15 protein-coding genes and 3 pseudogenes are annotated in these 17,846 nt (G+C 69.1%); 9 read left to right on the top strand and 9 right to left on the bottom strand.

The features are described from left to right. On the bottom strand, positions 1-657 hold a 657-nt coding region (locus ACFWWR_RS43710), incomplete at its 3' end, for an RNA-guided endonuclease InsQ/TnpB family protein (RefSeq protein WP_384309784.1). Between the two features lie 156 nt (positions 658-813). On the opposite strand from ACFWWR_RS43710, the gene ACFWWR_RS43715 reads away from it, so the two are divergent. Both ACFWWR_RS43715 and ACFWWR_RS43720 read left to right on the top strand, forming a co-directional pair. Then, a complete protein-coding gene (locus ACFWWR_RS43715; protein WP_384309787.1) occupies positions 814-2,955 on the top strand; it encodes an alpha-galactosidase in 2,142 nt (713 codons plus the stop codon). Between the two features lie 44 nt (positions 2,956-2,999). Continuing rightward, positions 3,000-4,514 carry a glycoside hydrolase family 43 protein gene (locus tag ACFWWR_RS43720; protein WP_383877172.1) on the top strand — a complete coding sequence of 505 codons (1,515 nt, stop codon included), beginning with the start codon at positions 3,000-3,002 and terminating at the stop codon, positions 4,512-4,514. Positions 4,515-5,075: 561 nt separating this feature from the next. Here ACFWWR_RS43720 and ACFWWR_RS43725 read toward each other — a convergent pair. From ACFWWR_RS43725 to ACFWWR_RS43735, 3 genes are all read right to left on the bottom strand, one after another. Then, a complete protein-coding gene (locus tag ACFWWR_RS43725; RefSeq protein ID WP_384309789.1) occupies positions 5,076-6,386 on the bottom strand; it encodes an MFS transporter in 1,311 nt (436 codons plus the stop codon). Next, complete coding sequence (locus ACFWWR_RS43730; RefSeq protein ID WP_384309791.1) at positions 6,376-7,491, bottom strand: hypothetical protein; 1,116 nt, start codon at positions 7,489-7,491, stop codon at positions 6,376-6,378. The genes ACFWWR_RS43725 and ACFWWR_RS43730 overlap by 11 nt, the downstream gene beginning before the upstream one ends. A gap of 401 nt (positions 7,492-7,892) precedes the next feature. After that, positions 7,893-8,216, bottom strand: coding sequence for a hypothetical protein (locus ACFWWR_RS43735; RefSeq protein ID WP_383877177.1), 324 nt, complete (start codon positions 8,214-8,216; stop codon positions 7,893-7,895). Positions 8,217-8,286: 70 nt separating this feature from the next. On the opposite strand from ACFWWR_RS43735, the gene ACFWWR_RS43740 reads away from it, so the two are divergent. Together ACFWWR_RS43740 and ACFWWR_RS43745 are read left to right on the top strand one after the other, a co-directional pair. Continuing rightward, the gene (locus ACFWWR_RS43740) at positions 8,287-8,676 is read left to right on the top strand and encodes a hypothetical protein (protein ID WP_338785142.1); all 390 of its coding nucleotides are present in this window, start codon (positions 8,287-8,289) and stop codon (positions 8,674-8,676) included. 305 nt (positions 8,677-8,981) lie between these two features. Then, positions 8,982-9,326: a DUF2750 domain-containing protein gene (locus ACFWWR_RS43745; RefSeq protein WP_384309794.1), complete on the top strand. Its 345-nt coding sequence runs from the start codon at positions 8,982-8,984 to the stop codon at positions 9,324-9,326. On the opposite strand, the pseudogene ACFWWR_RS43750 reads toward ACFWWR_RS43745, so the two are convergent. Then, positions 9,323-10,187 (bottom strand): annotated as a pseudogene (locus ACFWWR_RS43750) (IS5 family transposase). The gene ACFWWR_RS43745 and the pseudogene ACFWWR_RS43750 sit on opposite strands and share 4 nt — an antisense overlap. A 146-nt stretch (positions 10,188-10,333) precedes the next feature. Further along, positions 10,334-11,614: an IS701 family transposase gene (locus tag ACFWWR_RS43755; protein ID WP_384309796.1), complete on the bottom strand. Its 1,281-nt coding sequence runs from the start codon at positions 11,612-11,614 to the stop codon at positions 10,334-10,336. A 356-nt stretch (positions 11,615-11,970) separates the two neighbouring features. On the opposite strand from ACFWWR_RS43755, the pseudogene ACFWWR_RS43760 reads away from it, so the two are divergent. Continuing rightward, a pseudogene (locus tag ACFWWR_RS43760) lies at positions 11,971-12,090 on the top strand (transposase); the annotation flags it as partial. A gap of 288 nt (positions 12,091-12,378) precedes the next feature. Here ACFWWR_RS43760 and ACFWWR_RS43765 read toward each other — a convergent pair. After that, on the bottom strand, positions 12,379-12,981 hold the full coding sequence (locus ACFWWR_RS43765) for a TetR/AcrR family transcriptional regulator (protein WP_383877162.1): 603 nt from the start codon (positions 12,979-12,981) through the stop codon (positions 12,379-12,381). Positions 12,982-13,122: 141 nt separating this feature from the next. Between ACFWWR_RS43765 and ACFWWR_RS43770 the strand changes: the two genes are divergently transcribed. The 3 genes from ACFWWR_RS43770 to ACFWWR_RS43780 all read left to right on the top strand — a co-directional run bounded on the left by ACFWWR_RS43770 (position 13,123) and on the right by ACFWWR_RS43780 (position 14,660). Then, positions 13,123-13,917, top strand: coding sequence for an alpha/beta fold hydrolase (locus ACFWWR_RS43770; protein WP_383877161.1), 795 nt, complete (start codon positions 13,123-13,125; stop codon positions 13,915-13,917). A 180-nt stretch (positions 13,918-14,097) separates the two neighbouring features. Continuing rightward, positions 14,098-14,472 carry an antibiotic biosynthesis monooxygenase family protein gene (locus ACFWWR_RS43775; RefSeq protein WP_384309799.1) on the top strand — a complete coding sequence of 125 codons (375 nt, stop codon included), beginning with the start codon at positions 14,098-14,100 and terminating at the stop codon, positions 14,470-14,472. A 41-nt stretch (positions 14,473-14,513) separates the two neighbouring features. Beyond that, positions 14,514-14,660 (top strand): hypothetical protein, encoded by a 147-nt coding sequence (locus tag ACFWWR_RS43780; RefSeq protein ID WP_384309802.1) that lies wholly within the window; start codon positions 14,514-14,516, stop codon positions 14,658-14,660. A 203-nt stretch (positions 14,661-14,863) separates the two neighbouring features. On the opposite strand, the pseudogene ACFWWR_RS43785 reads toward ACFWWR_RS43780, so the two are convergent. Next, positions 14,864-15,080: pseudogene (locus ACFWWR_RS43785) on the bottom strand (IS701 family transposase); the annotation flags it as partial. A 139-nt stretch (positions 15,081-15,219) separates the two neighbouring features. Beyond that, positions 15,220-15,714 (bottom strand): GNAT family N-acetyltransferase, encoded by a 495-nt coding sequence (locus ACFWWR_RS43790; protein ID WP_383877157.1) that lies wholly within the window; start codon positions 15,712-15,714, stop codon positions 15,220-15,222. Positions 15,715-16,040: 326 nt separating this feature from the next. Between ACFWWR_RS43790 and ACFWWR_RS43795 the strand changes: the two genes are divergently transcribed. Next, positions 16,041-16,763, top strand: coding sequence for a dienelactone hydrolase family protein (locus ACFWWR_RS43795; protein ID WP_384309805.1), 723 nt, complete (start codon positions 16,041-16,043; stop codon positions 16,761-16,763). Positions 16,764-17,846 lie beyond the last annotated feature (1,083 nt).

Here is a 17,846-nt window from a genome sequence, read left to right on the forward strand (position 1 = left end):
CTTGGCGAGTCGGGTGCGGTCGCGGCGTTCGTGCCTGGGGTTGGCGATCTTCTCCCCGGTGGAGAGGGTCAGCAGGTGGTCCAGGCCGACATCGATGCCGATAGCGCTGTCGGCGGCGGGGAGAGGCTGGACGGACGGGTCGTCACACAGTATCGAGACGAACCAGCGTCCGGCCGCGTCCTGCGACACCGTCACGGTGGACGGATCGGCGCCTTCGGGCAGCGGCCGGGACCACACGATGTCCAGCGGGTCCGCCATCTTCGCCAACGTCAGCTGGCCGTCGCGGAAGCGGAAACCGCTGGTCGTGTACTCCGCCGACTTCCGCGACTTCTTCCGCGACTTGAAACGCGGATACCTCGCGCGCTTGCCGAAGAAGTTGGCGAACGCGCTCTGCAAGTGCCGCAGCGTCTGCTGGAGCGGCACCGACGACACCTCGTTGAGGAACGCCAACTCCTCGGTCTTCTTCCACGCCGTCAGCATCGCCGACGTAGCGTTGTAGTTGACCCGCTCCTGCCGCGCCCACGCCTCAGTACGCGCGGCGAGCGCCAGGTTGTAGACCTTCCGCACGCAACCGAACGTGCGCGACAGCTCCGCTGCCTGCGCATCACTCGGATAGAAGCGGTACTTGAACGCCCGCCTCGCATGGTTCGCGGCCACGCGCACAAACTAGCCACACCCGCAAGTAGAGATCAAACCTGCCCGTCAGGGCACTGCGATCCGCCCTGACGGCAAAGCCCAGCTCCTTGCCCTGCTCCGCAGGAATTTCGTTTCCTCCCCCGGCTAAAGCCGGGGGTATCCACGAAAGGGACTCCGATGACCAGCGCACCCCAGATCCTCCGATGGGGTCACCAGGCCCTGGAGGTCGAGATCGGCGTCGGCGAAGACGGCGCCGCCCGCCTCACGCACATCGGCCTCCCCGGCGGGACACCTCCCGAGCGGCGCTCCTCGCCTCCGCTGCCCCTGGTGGAGGTGACGGCCGCGGGTCACGGCCGTGGCTGGTCGGGCAACCACCTCGTGGGCACCGATCTCGGCGGGCGTCTGCGCCACCGGACCCACCACGCGACCCGCGACGGCGACTGGCACGTGCTCACCGTCGCACTCCACGACCCCGAGACCGGGCTGGTCGCGGAGATGACCTACCGATCACCGGACGGCATCCCCGTGCTCCGCAGCGAGGTGACCCTGCGCAACGAAGGGCAGCGCACGCTGCACCTGGAGTCCGTCAGCTCGGTCGCGGTGGGCTGCCTCACCCCGCAGGACCCGGCGGCCATCGACGCCGCGGACCTGCTGTGGGCGGAGAACGACTGGCTCGCCGAATGCCGCTGGCAGCGACAGCCGATGCGCCTGACCACACCATCCCTCAGCGGACGCGTGACCTACGGGCACGGCAGAGCCGGCTTCGCCCTGAACGGACAGGGCACCTGGTCCAGTTGCGGACGCCTCCCCATGGGCGGCCTGACGGACCGGATCACCGGCCGCACCTGGGTGTGGCAGATCGAGCACAACGGCGGGGGCTGGCGCTGGGAATGCGAAGAGCGGGACAGCGCGGCCTACGCGGCGCTGTTCGGACCCACCGACACCCACCACGGCTGGCGGCACCCACTTGAACCCGGCGCCGTCTTCCGCACCGTACCCGCCGCCCTGTCCTTCAGCGCCGACGGCGGCCCCGACGCCGCGTTCGCCGCGCTGACCCGCTACCGCCGCGCCCAGCGCCGCCCGCACGCCGACCACCAGCACCTGCCCGTCATCTTCAACGACTACATGAACTGCCTGATGGGCGACCCCACGACCGAGAGGCTGCTGCCGCTCATCGACGCGGCGGCGGACGCGGGCGCGGAGTACTTCGTGATCGACGCCGGCTGGTACGACGGCGACAACGGCGGCTGGTGGGACACCGTCGGCGCCTGGGAGCCGGCCGCCTCCCGGTTCCCCGGGACGCGCGGGATCCACGAGGTGCTGGACCGCATCCGGGAACGCGGCATGGTCCCCGGCCTGTGGCTGGAGCCGGAGGTGATCGGCGTACGCAGCCCCATGGCCAAGTCCCTGCCCGACGAGGCGTTCTTCCGCCGCGACGGCGCCCGCGTCACGGAGGCCGGCCGGCACCACCTGGACCTGCGCCACCCGGCCGCCCGTGCCCACCTGGACCAGGTCGTGGACCGCCTGGTCGGCGAGTGGGGAGTCGGCTACCTCAAACTCGACCACAACATCGACCCCGGCTCCGGCACCAGCGCCCACCCCGGCGAGACCCCGGGCGCCGGCCTGCTCGGCCACAACCGGGCCCACCTCGACTGGCTCGACGACGTCCTCGACCGGTACCCGCACCTGGTGCTGGAGAACTGCTCCTCCGGCGGCATGCGCTGGGACCACGCCCTGCTGTCCCGGATGCAACTGCAGTCCACCAGCGACCAGCAGAACCTCCACCTCTACGCGCCCATCGCGGCTTCCGCGCCCACCGCCGTCACCCCCGAACAGGGCGCCGTCTGGGCGTACCCCCAGCCGGAGGACTCCCTCGACGAGGTGGCCTTCACCATGGCGGGCGCGCTCCTCGGCCGGATCCATCTCTCCGGCAGCATCGCCGAACTCGAGCCGGAGGCCCGCGCCCTGGTCCACGAGGCGGTAGCGGCGTACAAGGCCATCCGCGCCGACCTGCCGCACGCCGTGCCGTCCTGGCCACTGGGCCTTCCTGCCTGGGACGACCCCTGGATCGCCCTGGCCCTGCGCACTCCCGCCGCCACCTACCTCACCGCCTGGCGCCGCCCCGGAACCGACGCCGCAGCGACGCTCCACCTTCCCCACCTGCGGGACACCGCCGCCCGTGTCGACCTGCTCTATCCCTCGGTCAGCCGAGCCGTTCCCGCCTGGACGCCCGACACGGCCGAGCTGAGCCTGACCCTGCCCACCGCGCCGTCCGCCGTCCTGCTTCGCATCACCCCCACGGTCCCCGGCGCCTTCTGAACCATCCCACGCCCGCATCACGAACCGACGAGAGGACCTATCGGATGCCCCCTCTGCACCAGCCGGACGGACGCTTCACCAACCCCGTGATCCCCGGCTTCCACCCCGACCCCAGCGTCTGCCGCGTCGGCGACGACTACTACCTGGCCTGCTCCAGCTTCGAGTACTTCCCCGGAGTGCCGCTCTTCCACAGCCGGGACCTGGTGCACTGGACGCAGATCGGCCACGCCCTGGACCGGCCGGACCAACTGCGGCTGCCCGCCTCCATGCCGTCCTCCGGCGGGATCTACGCACCCACCCTGCGCCACCACGACGGCCGCTTCTGGCTGATCGTCACCAACTGCAGCGAGGGCGGCGGCAACCTGATCGTCACGGCCACCGACCCCGCCGGACCGTGGTCGGACCCCATCTGGGCGCCGGGTGTCCCCGGCATCGATCCCGACCTGGTCTGGGACGAGGACGGCACCTGCTGGTGCACGGTCGCCGGGGTCTCGCAGGTCCGTATCGACCCGTCCACCGGGCAGACGTACGGAACACCGCACGGGCTCTGGTCCGGCGGGCCCGGCGCCAAGGCCCCGGAGGCGCCGCACCTGTACCGGATCGGCGACTACTGGTACCTGCTCATCGCCGAGGGCGGCACCGAGCGCGGCCACGGTGTCTCGATCGCCCGCGGCCGTACACCCGCCGGCCCGTTCGAGCCGTGCCCGGCCAACCCGGTCCTCACTCACCGCGGCACCGACCACCCCATCCAGAACACCGGGCACGCCGACCTGGTCCAAGGCCCCGACGGCTCCTGGTGGATGGTGCTGCTCGGCGTCCGGCCGGGCGGCGGCACGCCCGGCTGGCACGTGCTCGGCCGGGAGACCTTCCTGGCCCCCGTGACCTGGGTGGACGACTGGCCGGTCGTCGGCGAGGTCACCCTGGACCTGCCCGAGCTCCCGTGGCCCCTCTCCCCCGGCCCGGTCGAGGAGCACCGGGACGACTTCGACCTCGCCGAACTGCGACCGCCCTGGATCTCCCTGCGCGACCGGCCCGCCGAACACTGCACCACCAAGGAGCGCCCCGGATGGCTGACGCTCCGCGCGCGGGGCGGCTCCCTGGACGAGCCCGACGTGGTGTTCACCGGCCGGCGCCAGCAGCATCTGTCCTGCCGGGCGCGCACTCTGCTCGATGCCGCGGAGGGAAGCGGCGGCCTCGCCGTCCGGCTCGACGAGAGGCACCACTACGAGATCGAGGTGTCAGGCACGCGGGTGCGGGTGGTCGCGCGCGTCGGCTCCCTGCGCACGGTCGTGGCAGCACGGTCCGTGCCCGCCGGGCCGGTGATCCTCGCCGTCACGATCACGGACCCGCCGTCTCCGCACGGACCGTGCACGGGGCCCGACCTCGTCTCCCTCGGCGTCGAGCAGCCCGACGGCACGTTCACCGAGCTCGCGACCCTCGACGGCCGCTACCTGTCGACCGAGGTCGCCGGCGGCTTCACGGGCCGGGTCATCGGCATGTACGCCGCGGAAGGCACCGTCCACTTCGACTGGTTCGACTACGAGCCCCTCGACGGCTGAACCAGGCCCCTCCCTTTACTGACAGGGAGACAGGACATGACGCGGGCTATGACACCTCCGAGTGTGCGCCCTCGGTGCCGTTCGAGGTCTAGCTGCCCCTTGAAGGTCTCGTTGATCGATTCGATGACCTGTCGCAGCGGCTTGAACAGGGCTGCGCCAGGTCGTTCCCGTTCACCTTTACGGGCAGGCCGCAGCAACTGGGCTCCATGCTCGGACAGTTCGCGTTCGAAGCCACGGCCGAAGTTGTTCTTGTCGCCGATGAGAGTCTGTCGGGGGCGCTCTCGCAGAAGCTCGCATTTCGGCTGCCAGGAGGTCAAGGAGGGTCTCGCGTTCGTCGGCCTTGGCCCCGGTCAGGGCGGAAGCGCGCGGGTTCGCGAATTCCTGGACGTGTAAGGGCGGGAACTCGGGCGTGGATCTGGTGCTGGCCAGTCACTCTCGTACGAGTTCATCTCCGACTGCTGGCGCCATCGCAAGGCCACTCACGGTGTGGGCAGCGACCACAGCTGAGCCATCAGTGCCTTCCCACCCACTGACGATCAACGGTGGCCGCAGCCCTGGGTGCTAGCCAGTCATGTCAGCGGTCTCGGCCGCGCTGGTGGCCTTCTGTTGGGGAAGCGCACCTGCTGGCGGCGCCTGCCGCACGGCCCGGTTGGCCGTGGTGAGGAGGGCCAGGATGAGCAGCCATGCTCCGCAGAGCCAGACCAGTGGCTTGGCACCCAGTGTGGTGATCAGCGCGCCGCCTGCGATCGTGCCAATCGACAAGGCTCCCGTGGTGAGCGTGGAGACCGCGCTCGTGGTCCGGCCCCGCAGCTCATCGGGGGTGATGGCCAACTGGTGGGTGGTCATGGCCACCGCATATACCGGAGCCACCAGCGACTCAGCGGCCGCGACAGCCGCCAGCAGCAGCGGATTGGGCGCGAGAGCGTACAGCGGGAACATCAATGCCTCCAACCACAGCATCACCACGGCGATCCGGCCCAGCGGAAAGCGGCGCGTGGCCCTGTCCGAGACCAGCGCTCCCGCCATGGCACCGACCGCCGCGCCGCTGAAGATGACACCGATCCACAGCGGCGAGGCACCCACCTGCCGGGCGAGGGTGATGATCAACAGGTACCCGGCGCCGTAGCGCACCTTGTCAGCGGCCGAGACCAGAGTGAGGAAGCGGATGACCGGCTGGCGCCAGAGCCAGCCGAGCCCCTCTCGGATCTCGGTGGTGAGCCGAGACGTCGTCCGCACGTCCTGCCGGTCCAGTTGGAACCGAGCACGCATCAAACGCAGCGACGCCGCGGACACTGCGAAGGAAACCGCGTTGACGGCGAACGGCACGGTCCGGCCGAGGGCGTAGAGCGCACCGGCGAGTGAGGCCCCGAAGATGCCCACCGCGCTGGCGGCGGACTGCGAGTAGCCGAGCGCGGCGGACAGTTGTCGCTGCCCAACCACGTTGGGCAGCGCCGCTGTGTTCGCTACCTGGAAGAGAGTGGTCAGGATCCCGGCTAGCACCGCAGTCGCATACAGCTGGGGCATGGTGAGCTTGTTCAGCCACAGCGCGACGGCGACGCCAGCAGTGAGCACGGCCCGGCCGAGCTCACACCAGATCATGGTGGCCTTACGGTCCCACCGGTCGACGAGGGCGCCGGCAACTAGCCCGAACGCCAAGAAGGAAAGGGTGCCGAGGCCAAGCACGAACCCGGCTTGGGTGGCCGACCCGGTGAGGGCCAGAACGATCAGCGGCAGGGCCATGAAATGAGCCTGGTCACCGATGGCAGAGACCAGCTGACCGCTCAGCAGCAGCGAGAAGTCCCGGTTCCGGAAGGGGCCGGGACCGCGAAGAGTATTCAATGGAGTTACGCTCCGTAACAGCTCAAGACACAAGGGTGACGTCGAAGCTGGTGTCCGAGCTAAGAGACACGGGGCGTAATGGACATGCGCGGACCGTACCCAGGACCTGCGACGGACTGCAATCGTTTTTCCGGAGATAGCCGCATGACCCAGCGGCTTCACGCGAGTTCAGACTCAGCTTCTGAGGTGGGCTGAGACACGCTGGTCGCCGGTGAGACGTCCGGCTAACGGGGTAGCTTCGCGGTTCGCTCCGGGTAGGCGGTGCCGACGTAGCGCATGGCGTCTGTTCGGTGATGCCGAAGAGCCTCATGAGCTTGAGCGAGTCGCCGGTGGCGAAGGCTTCGTCGAGGATGCGGTCTTGGCGCAGTCGGTCGAGGGTCGGCCCGTTGGGCAGGACCTGGCCCAGCGTGACCCTGTGCACGGCACGGCCGGGCTCCGGGTCGAGGGCGGTCTTCTGGCTGACCAACAGGTGGGGGTTGACGGAGGCAGGCCAGCGCTGGTGGCGGTAGACCAGCCAGTCAGCGGCTCGCCGGTGGGTGAGCTCCTCCAGGTAGAGGGTGTGTCGCAGCAGGCCGCGGCGTATTTCGAGGGTTCCGCAGGCGAGGTTCAGGTCAGCGGTGCGCGCGGTGCGGATCTCGGCGGCGGGAACGGCGTGGACGGCGGCCAGGGCGATAGCGAGGCGCGCGAACGGGGTCTCGGTACGGTCGAGCAGTCCGACCAGCAGGTCGGAGGGAACCGGCCGTGGGATGCCTGTCAGATCGCCCACGGCGAGGTGGCGCGCAAGGTCGCGGAAGATCGCCCGCTTGCGCTTGAGGGCCCGAAACAGGCTGCGCAAGGCGGTGGCGAGCTGGCGTCGGGCGGTCCCGGTCAGGTCCTCCAGCGTGTCCTGGAGATGATCCGAGGTAACTTCCCGAAGGGTCGTCATACCAGCCGCCGTCCATGCGGTGAGAACCGGTTGGAGGGTGGTCAGGTAGCGGCGGACACCCTCCCAACTGCGTGGCTCGTCCTCACGGGGCCCTTGGCCGCGCAACACGTCCACCCATGTGCGGACCTCGTCGGCGACGGGTTGCGGCAGCGTGTGGAGCGCGGTTTCGATCCAGGCCAGGTCGCGGTCCTGGTGGAGTTCGGGGTCGTCCACGAGCAGGCCGCGGGCACGCAGGAACTGGCAGACGGGTTTGGCCGCGAGGTGCGTGTCCAGCCGGGTCAGGTCGTGGACATCGCGCTCGTGGATCGCGTTCTCGACTCCGAGCCAGTAGCCCAGGATGGTGGCGTGCGGATGCCCTGCGGAAGCCCGACGCCTGCTGGTCGCGGCGAAGCTCGGCGAAGTCCTCCACCAGCGCGGCGGCCGCGTCGGTCAGAGGCAGTTCGCCCGGCGGCCGACTCCGCAGCCGGGCCAGCACCGGCGACCAGTCGCGGCGCATAGTGAACAGACTCGCCTGCCCCGGTCCGACCGTCGTCGCAGGCGTCACGTCCGCGAGCAACGGTAGGAGTTCGTCGGCCTGGAGCGGCAGGGCGATTCCGCCCACGCTGGCAGGGAGGTCAATCACCAGTTGCGTGGCTGCCCCGGCGGTCGGCCGCGCCCGGTCGGCGTCGCGGTGGGGATAGGGTGGCAGTGGCCGCCCTGCTCGACGCGGTCGTGCCCGACCGGCCGGTCTTCCTCCCCAACCGCGACCACCACGGTGCCTGGGCCAACACCCGCGCCCCTATGGCCTGCATCGTGGCGAGGGTGACCAGTTCGGCATCGCTCAGGCGGGGCGTATTGCCGACCGGCGGGCGCCACGGCGCCAGGTCGGGATGCTCCTTCAGCATGTCGTCGGTCGTCGCATAGAGTGCTGTCGCGAGGGTGTCCACGTCGTTCGTCACAAAACGATCTTGGACACCCTCGTTCTCGTCTCCGCAGGCACCCCTTGGACCACACCACCAGGAGGAACCAGTGTCATACCCGCAACTGCTCACCCCCGAGGAGAAGCTCGCCGACGCGAAGAAGCTGTTGAGCCTCCCGCATATCGTCGTGATCTGCGGCTCCACCCGCTTCATGACCGAGATGACCGAGGCCGATCTGCGGGAGACCAAAGCCGGAAAGATTGTCGTCAAACCGGGCTGTGACATGAAGTCGCCGCACGAACTTTGGTCCGATCCTGTCGAGGCCGAGGCGCTGAAGGTTCGACTCGACGATCTGCACCGGGCGAAGATCCGGCTCGCTGATGAGGTGCTCGTAGTCGGCGACTACATCGGAGACAGCACCCGAGCCGAAATCGCCTACGCCCGGTCGCTGGGCAAGCCCGTGCGGTTCACGCACCCCGAAGTCGACCCTGACGCCTGACCGCCCGCTGCCACCTCGACAACCACGGCCGGCAGCCCGCCGCCTGACCGTCTCGCGGTGGCTTCGGCCGCCGCCCACCCCACACCCTCCGCAGGCATCCCTTGGAATTGATCATCTAGGGGGCGGAGAGTGGTGCACCGGCCGAGGGTCGCAAAAGTGCAGCTCAACCGCGCTATCGGAAGGGTAGTTGGCACCACAGGTGTTGCACCATTGCCTGAGTGGGTGACAGGCGTGCCCGGGTGTGCGTCAGTTGCCGTTAGAACTCCTAACGAAATGGGTGTTGGGGAACAGTAGGCTCGGTGGCCATGAGTCAGAGCGGTTCGCAAGCGGCGGCGTTCTTCCGAGACGTCCGCGAAAGCAGAGTGGTCTGGCTTGTCCGGGATGACAATGGAAGCCCGACTCACCTCTCCGCGGACGGCACGCGAAGTCTTCCCTTCTGGTCGACCTCGCCCCGCGCCGAGAGGGCAGCGAAGATCTGGGGGCGTGGGCTCCGCGCTGAGTCCATGCCCTTGGACACCTGGTGCGATCGCGTAACTGCCCGATGCCGCCCGGGATGGACTCGTGATCGGCATCAACTGGAGCGGGCCGCGCCTGGTCGGCGGAGCTTCACCCCCAAGGAAGTTCTTAACCGGCTAGCGGCGGTCAACTAGTCCACGGCATCGGTCACCAGAGCGCGCAGTCGCCGCCAGCAGATGAGTGCGCGTCCGAGGGTGAGGAAGGCTTCGTGGATGTCGTCGCGGATCTCCGAGCGGATCCGCAGTCGGCGGAACCAGTGCAGGTGGGCGAACGCGCGCGCTACAACCCAGCGTTGCTTGCCCAGGCCGGAGCCGTGCTCGGTGCCGCGGCGGGCGATCACCGGCTTCATGCCGAGGTCCCAGACGAGACGGCGGTACTTGTCATCGTCGTAGCCGCGATCACCCAGCACCACGTCGGGGCGGCAACGGGGCCGGCCCCGCTTGCCCCGCACCGGTGGCACGGCCTGCAGGAGTGGGATGAGCTGGGTGACGTCGTTGCGGTTGCCGCCGGTCGAGGTGGCGGCGAGCGGAATGCCGGTGGCATCGGTGATCAGATGATGCTTGCTGCTGGATCTGCCCCGGTCGACGGGGCTTCGTCCCGTCTTGCGGCCCCTTTTAACGCGCGGATGTGGGAGCCGTCGACCGCCGCCCGAGAGAAGTCCAGGGCGTTCGCGCTGCGAAGCCTGACGAGGAGGGCCTCGTGCAGCCGGGGCACACCGGCCTCGGCCCACTCGGCCAGCCGCCGCCAGCCGCCGCCAGCCGCCGCCAGCAGGTCATGCCCGAGCCGAAGCTGAGTTCCTGCGGCAGATGTTCCCAGGCGATCCCGGTGTGCAGCACGAACAGGATGCCCTGGAACACAAGCCGGTCCGGATGCCGCTTGCGCCCCGGGTGCCGGGTCCGACGCTCGACCTTGGGCAACAGCGGCTCGATCACCGCCCACAACTCGTCATCGACCTCCCACGGCTTCGGCCGAGCCACCCCACACCCCCGGATCATCAGTCCCGGAATGATCCAACCACCTCGAAGATCATTTCGTTAGGAGTTCTTAGTAGGACTCCGTTAGGTTTGTCTTGATCTTGGTGTCGTGGGTGTTCTGGCGGGCAGGGATTGGTGGCAGGTGGTGCAGATGCCGGTCCAGCACCTCAGGACGTCCTGGAGGGTGTCGAGGACTTGGTAGAGGGTGAGACCGGTGCGGGGACTTTTGGGGCCAGGCGCTGTTCGGTGAGGAAGGCGTGGGCGGCGGTCACAAGGGTGACGTGGTGGTGCCAGCCGGGCCAGGAACGGCCCTCGAAGTGGTCAAGTCCCAGGCCGTGCTTGAGTTCGCGGTAGTCGTGCTCGATGCGCCAGCGGACCTTGGCCAGACGCACCAGGTCGGCGATCGGGGTGTCGTCCGGCAGGTTGGACAGCCAGTAGTCGGTCGGCGCTTCGGCATCGGCGGGCCACTCGATCAGCAGCCAGCAGTCGGGCAGGATCCCGTCCCACCACCCCTGTTCAGCTGAGGCCGCGGCCCTGATCGGGCGTTCGACGGCCTTGCCCGCAGGCCGCACGCGCACGGCGGCGAAACGGGAGCGTAACTCCCCTCTCGACCCGAGCCGCCAGGTGACAGAGGTGAACGCCTCCTGCCCAATGCCGGCGGCAAGGGCTGCCACCGAGGGCGCGGGGTGCCGGTAGCGGGGCTGGGGCCAGCAGCCGGTATCCCCGTTGCGGGCCGGGGCCTGGGGCTCGGCGTCGAAGGGGTGGGCGCTCACGTCCGAACGGACGGCCAGAACGTAGGCGAGTTGGCGGTCGGCAAGGGCGGCACGCAGGTGTGCGTTGGTTCCGTAGGCGGCATCGGCCACCACGACCGGTGGGTTCATGCCCCAGCCTGCCAGTGTGTCGAGCATGTCCAGGGCCAGGCGCCACTTCTCGCGGTGTGTGACCTCGGGCGGGACGCGGGTGAGGGTCCGGCGGCTGGTGTCCGCCGCCCATTCCCGGGGCAGGAACAGTCGCCATTGCAGCGGGCAGGAGGCGGTATCGCTCGCGGCGTGGACGCTGACCGCGACCTGGCAGTTCGCCCGTTTCCCCAAGGCCCCGCAGTACTGCGGAGCCACCGCGACCGACATCCTCCCGTCCTTGGGCACCGACACGTCGTCGATCACCCACGCCGCCGGACCGATCAGCGGCAGCATCCGTTCGCAGATCCGCCGCTGCACCGGCACCGGATCCCAGGTCGACTGGTTCACGAACTGCTGCAGGTTCTGCTCGTTGCCGTCCGGCAGTCGCGCGGCCATCGCCTGGATCGACTTGCGGCGGCCGTCCAGCATCAGTCCCCGCAGATAGCAGTCGCTCTTGGCCCGCTGGTCCTTGCGCGACACCGACGCGAACACATCCGCCACGTAGAACGCCAACGTCGCCCGTACACGGTTCACTTCATGTGCGTCCACACACCCAACATGCTCCCGAACAGGCCGCACAGGAAGACCTAACGGAGTCCTATTAGGCGGAGGCCACGTGGGAGCGGTTCGTGATTGTCCGTGAGACGGTCGGGCAGGTCCTCACAGAGCCGCGTGACCGCGAGCAGGCGCCGGTGGCCGCGCCCGATCAGCCGCGACCGGTCCTTGGGGCGGTGCCCGGCTCGCCGGCCGGTGTGGGCGGAAGGGCTCGAAGCCGCCGTGCTGGCACCGGACTATCGCGGAATCACCATCCTGACTGAACGGGGTGGAGAGGCGATGGACTGCCGGCAGCTCGCCACGGCGTTCGGTCTCCGCGCGGTGGCCGGCCTGGTTCCGGAGCCCACCGCGGGATCATCGACGCGCAGTCGGTGAAAGCGGCTGCGTCGGTGCCGGCCGCGACGCGGGGCTTCGACGGCGGCACACAGGTGAACGGGCGCAAGCGGCACATCGTGGTGGACACGCTCGGGCACCTCGGCCGCCTGTGCGGCTGATCCCGGGCGCTCCCGAACCGGTGCGCGAGACAATCACACGACAGAGCAACCGAGTTCGGCTCGCCCGGCAGGTGCACGGCAGACTGCAGCACAGAGCCTCCTGCCGCTCGAAGGGACTTCAGCAATCCCGAGCTGGACAGGAGGCCCTGCCCTCATGCACGTCCCGCCACTCGACGGGGGGTGGCCATGACGGGTTGACACGAGCCCGTTAGAGCTGCCTGCACGCGGTTGTTCCGGTTGGCCTCTGTCAAAAGCTCTCGGTGACTACTCCTGGGAGTCCTGCGGAGCATCGGCACGCTGCAGCATGGTGAGCCACTGGGTCACGACGGCGTCGATGAAGGTGTCGGTGACCTCACCGCGGTCGAGGAAGAGGCGGGCGAGGACGGGCCCGTACAGCAGGGTGAACTCGTCGTCGCTGATCTGGACGCCCGCAGGCTCCAGCAGCCTGTTGAAGCCGGCATAGCGGTCTTCGCCGATGCGGACGAGCGCCCGGGCACTGTCGGGGTCGTGGTCGGCTTGGGCGGCGACGGCCAGAGCCGCGGTGCGTACGGCAGGCACGCTGACTCCGGCGCGCAGGCTCTTCAGCCAGGCGGTGGCCACGTCACGTACGTCGCTGCCCGGTTCGGGGTACGTGCCGAGGTCGGGGCCTTCGAGGACGAGGTCGAAGAGCAGTGCGGCTCGGGTGGGCCAGTGCCGGTAGAGGGTCTGGCGGGTGACGTCTGCCCGCTCGGCCAGCAGGGCGTACGTCAGCCCGGACGGTCCGACCTGAGGCAGCAGTTCTCGTGCGACGGCCAGCACGCGGTTGCGGGTGCGCTGCACGCGCGGGTTGCCCGGGGTGGGCTGACGGCGATGGAGGGGCTGCTTCATGCCGCCACTCTACCGGCAAATCATACGGCGAGTGTGATTGACGTCACAACCTGAATCATACGCCGCGTGTGATAAACATGAATAGCAATCACACGCACTGGATGATTAGCGCGGGTCGGTATCTGTGAAAGGTGAATGGTCATGTCATCTCGCAATCTGGTCGAACCGAAGTACGCCCGTACTCGCCTCGGCTCCGGCCCGGGCCTGCTCCTCGCCCACGGCGCCGGCAGCAGCCTGGCCAACACCTACGGTCCCGTCCTGGAGGCTCTCGCCGCCAGCTACACCGTCGTCGGCATCGACTACCCCGGCAGCGGCGACACCCCCCGCTCCACCACCCCGCTGTCCGTCGACGACCTCGCCGACCAGCTCATCGCCGCCGCCGACGCCGAGGGCCTCGACCGCTTCGCCGTGTCCGGCTTCTCCCTCGGCGGCCCGGTCGCCATTCGTGCCGCCGCCCGCCATCCCGAGCGCGTCACCGCACTTGTCCTGACCGCCGCCTTCCCGCACCGCGACCACCGGCTCGCCCTCGCCTCCTCGGTCTGGAGCAAGATCGCCGCGTCCGGCGACCGCGAACTGCTCGCCGAGTTCCTGCTGATGATGGCCCTCGGCAGCCAGGCGCTGGAGTCGATGCCGGCCGACCAGCTGCAGCAGATCCTCGGATACACCGCCGCCACCGTGGCCGACGGCAGCTCCGAACAGACCGACCTCGTCGGCCAGGTCGATGTCCGGGAAGACCTCGCCGGCATCACGGTCCCCACGTTGGTCATCTCGACCACCGACGACCGGTTGACCTCCACCGCCCTGCACCGTCAGCTCGCCGAGACCATCCCCCAGGCCCAACTCGTGGACATCGCCACCGGCCACCTGCCGATGCTGGAGCGGACCGAGGAGTGGCTGCAGCTCATCACCGACTTCCTCGGCAAGCACAACGCCTGACGGCGCACCCCGGGTGGGGCCACGCAGCGAACAGCGGCGTAGCCCCTCACCCGGACCGACCATTGATCACGATTCACTTACACGCCCTAGCGGTGGAATTTGGCCGCTCCCGGTCCCGCATCACTTGAATCTCTGTGGGTTCGCAGACCCACTTCCCCCTCTCGAGTTCATGGAGGAATCATGCTCAGCTTCGGCAGCCTCGACGAGTCCACCCACCACCGCGACCAGCAGAAGGAGAAGGCCGGCCCGGTCACTGTCATCAACACGTTCGTCGCCCCGGAAGGCAAGGAGGATGAGGTGGTGGCAGCCTGGGCGGACGACGCGGAGTACATGAAGAAGTCGGGGAGCCTTCTTTCAGTGCAGCTGTACCGGGGCATCGGCGGCAGCCGGCTGTTGACCAACGTCGCCGTCTGGAAATCCACCGAGCACCTCCGTGCAGCGCTCGGCACGCCGGAGTTCGCCTCGTACCTGGAGCACTACCCCGCCGGCACCGTCGCCTACCCGCACCTGTACCGGAAGGTCGCTGTCGAGGGCGTCTGCGAAGGGGAACAGTGACCGCTCCCCGGTTCCGGGCTACCGTTCGCCACGCATCTGACGTGTGGCGACGTGTAGTCCCTGGGCGGCGGACGGCTCGCGCCGATGACGCCGATCTGTTCCCTCTGACCGACCGGCCGGTGCTCGAAGTGCTCGGCCTGGTCCGCGCCGAGAAGAAGCAGCTGCACGACGAACGCAAGGACGCATGAGGCCGGTCACCAGGAGGGGCACTTCCCGTTGCTGGTCCGGCGTTCGGGACGGGTCGGCGGTGATGGCGGTATCTGGAGCTGTTCCTCAGGTACCGCCAGCGGGCCGGCAAAGCAGCTTTGACTCCCTCAGGGAAAGCGGGAGCATCCACCGCAACGTCGTCGGCTCGCCCTCTGCGGCGGCGGATGCCTTCACACCGCCTCGGATGCTCCAGGACGTACTCGCACACGTCATCGCGCACGGCGTCGGCATCCCATCGGGCCCGCCGAGCAGGTGCTGCATGCCGTCCGGGTTGCCTCTCCGGCCCACTCGACGATGCTCCAGCAGTATTTGCGTGGCAGGTCCGACAGCAGCCCCAGGATCAGATCCCGTACCCGGCGCCCAGGTTCGACCCGGGCGAACCGGTCGGCTATCCGGCTCATCAGGCCTCGAACGCTTCTTGCCAGCGAGCAGGGTCTACGCTGCGGGCCTGCGGCTACCGCAAGATCGTTAGTCTTCACACACCGATGATCAGAGGTGGCCGCAGCCTTCCCGCAGCCGACCCACGAGCAGGATCAAGCTCTATGGCTGGAGGTCGCGCTGGTACCAAGTTCCTGACTTGCCGCCGAGATCGGCCGGGGTGGCAGGGCCAACCGGGACGAACCCGGCCTTGGCCAAGACTTTCTGGGACGCGGCGTTGTCGTGGGAGGTGGCCGCCCGCAGTGTGCACAGGCCGTGCATCGCTGTCGCCATCCGGCACAGCTCCCGGACGGTCGCGGTCGCCACGCCGCGGCCGGCGACCCGCTCCGCGATCCGGTAGCCGAGTCTGGCAGTGCCGTCCTCCAAGTCGTACAGGTTGAACCTGCCGAGTACCGAGCCGTCCTCGGCAACGAGCACGTAGAAGGCGCAGATGCCGGCCTCCTGCTCGGCCAGCGAGGCGTTGAACCAGTCGGTGAACTGGTCGAAGAAGTCGTCGCCGCGGTCGGAGATCGAGGCAGCGAAGTAGGTGCGGTTCGCCAGCTCGAAGGCCAGGACCGCCGGGGCGTGGCCGGCATGCAGCCGCTTCAGCTCGGGCATTGCCCGACTCTACTGAGATCGTGCGCTGAGGCCACCTGAGTTTCCGCCAGTGGCAGACAGCCCCAAGACCAAGGGCACATAACGATCTACGGCTGGAGTACCAATACCGTGTCCTATGTGGTGAGGCTGCATCCGGCCACGGAGCCTCAGCAGAAACCCGTTGGCGGACCACGGCAACCGTTGCTAACCTCCCGGAGGCCGTGCGAGAGAACAAGGAGGTGGTACCCGTGAACGCAGTATCGACATGGGTGCTCCCCTCCGGGGTCACGGTCGGGCGATAGGTCGTCCGGGAGCGCCGTTCAAGCGCACTCCCGAAAGGCACGACCATGCAATTCACTTCTGAACAGCGCCTCGACGACGGCGTCCTCGAGCGCGAATTCACCCTCGGCGAGATCCCCGGCACCCTGTGGACGCCCGGATCCGCACCCGCCCCGCTGGTCCTGATGGCCCACAACAACGGCCTGCCCAAGGCGGAACCCCGACTGGTGGCCCGGGCCCGGTACACCGCGGCGCGCGGCTACGCGGTGGCCAGCATCGACGCCGCCGGGTGCGGAGACCGGCCCCGTTCCGCCGCCGACGAGAAGGCCCGTGCCGACCTCCGGCGGGCGATGCAGGCCGGCGAGCCGGTCGACGAGATCTTCGAGTCCTTCATCGGCCCGCTGGTCGACAACGCGGTCCCGGAATGGCAGACCACTCTGGACGCCCTCCTTGAGCTGCCCGAGATCGGCGGCCCGGTCGGGTACTCCGGGGGGTGGACCGCCCTCGGCATCCGGCTGGCGGTGGTCGAGCCGCGCATCGCGGCCGCAGGCTTCTTCGCCGGGGGGTACGTGCCCCGTGCCCAGCGCGAGGAGGCCCGGCAGGTCACCATTCCGCTGCTGTTCTTGCTGCAGTGGGACGACGAAGGGAACCCCCGGCAACGGGCCCTGGACCTGTTCGACGCCTTCGGCAGCAAGGAGAAGACGCTGCACGCCAATCTGGGAGGGCACACCGGCACCCCGTGGTTCGAGCTGGAGGACGGATGCCGGTTCTTGGACCGACACCTGAAGTGAGGCCGGGCCGTCTGGCGGGCAGCAGACGGTAGGCGGTGTCGGCCAGGATGCCGTCATCGAGGGACAGGTCCCGGCCCTCCCCGATGGCGGTGGCCGGCAGAGCACGACCGCCCCGATCGCGGGTGGTACGGGATCCTGCTCGTACGGTCGCCGCGACCCACGAGCATCAGGCCGATGCCGTGCAGCGCACCGAGCAGGTACACCGGGGAACCTCCCGACCAGGACGCCGGGCCCATCGTGCCGTGCCAGTCCAGGGACAGCACCCAGGCCGAGGGCGGGTCACCTCGCCGAACCCGAAGCCCTTACTGATGAGGAAGAGCGCGTAGGAGCAGGACCCCCGGATGAGGGAGGCGAGCAGCGCGGACGTCCAGCTGCCGTCGGCATCGGGCAGCAGTGCGGCGCCGCCCCGGCTCGTCGGGTGGCGCGGCGAGCCGGTATGCGGCGCGCGGTATGAGCGGGCCTGCGCCGCCACCCCACAGGACCGCCGCCGCGAGGATCCAGAATGTCCCCACCGGACGGAGCTTGAGCTCAGTTCGTGTGCGCGTGGGTTCTCTGACTGGGTGCAGAGCGAGCCCGGTGCCTAGCGAGGGCTCACCTGGCCCGGCCCAGACAGCACTGGGCATTCCCCAGCAGTCGCCTACGACGGGCCGAGCGTCGACAGGCGCAAGCAGGCGCTGGATGCAGCACCGTGCAGATCATCGAGACCAAGCCGGGCTGGTTGGCTGAAGCGGCGGCATGAGCTGAGTCCCCGGTACGGCTGCGGCCAAGGCAAGGGACGTGACCAGTTCCTGCTCCAGCACCGCAACTGTTTTGAACTTCCGGACGCCCGGTGCGGGTTGAGAGCCGTTCCATGCTCGGTCAATTCGGCCACTCGACGATCACCGGCCGGTCCGGCTCCACCCGGCCGGCGCAAGAGAGCACCGAGCGGGGGGCGACGACGCCCGAACGGCACGACGGGCGGAGTCTCGGGTGCCTGGATCCAGGTCGGAGCGGTCGAGGCGTGGACGGCGAAGAAGGTTTCGGAGAAGTTGTGAACCCGTACCGGTGTGGCCCCCGCCGGCACGTAGTACGTGTGGACGTCCC

This window comes from Streptomyces sp. NPDC058678 (assembly GCF_042714835.1).
GTDB lineage: Bacteria > Actinomycetota > Actinomycetes > Streptomycetales > Streptomycetaceae > Streptomyces.

Excerpts from the sequence above, each read along its gene's own strand:
- ACFWWR_RS43715 (WP_384309787.1), top strand. The coding sequence starts at position 814 with ATGACCAGCGCACCCCAGATCCTCCGATGGGGTCACCAGGCCCTGGAG.
- ACFWWR_RS43720 (WP_383877172.1), top strand. The coding sequence starts at position 3,000 with ATGCCCCCTCTGCACCAGCCGGACGGACGCTTCACCAACCCCGTGATC.
- ACFWWR_RS43745 (WP_384309794.1), top strand. The coding sequence starts at position 8,982 with ATGAGTCAGAGCGGTTCGCAAGCGGCGGCGTTCTTCCGAGACGTCCGC.
- ACFWWR_RS43765 (WP_383877162.1), bottom strand. The coding sequence starts at position 12,981 with ATGAAGCAGCCCCTCCATCGCCGTCAGCCCACCCCGGGCAACCCGCGC.
- ACFWWR_RS43770 (WP_383877161.1), top strand. The coding sequence starts at position 13,123 with ATGTCATCTCGCAATCTGGTCGAACCGAAGTACGCCCGTACTCGCCTC.
- ACFWWR_RS43775 (WP_384309799.1), top strand. The coding sequence starts at position 14,098 with ATGCTCAGCTTCGGCAGCCTCGACGAGTCCACCCACCACCGCGACCAG.
- ACFWWR_RS43790 (WP_383877157.1), bottom strand. The coding sequence starts at position 15,714 with ATGCCCGAGCTGAAGCGGCTGCATGCCGGCCACGCCCCGGCGGTCCTG.
- ACFWWR_RS43795 (WP_384309805.1), top strand. The coding sequence starts at position 16,041 with ATGCAATTCACTTCTGAACAGCGCCTCGACGACGGCGTCCTCGAGCGC.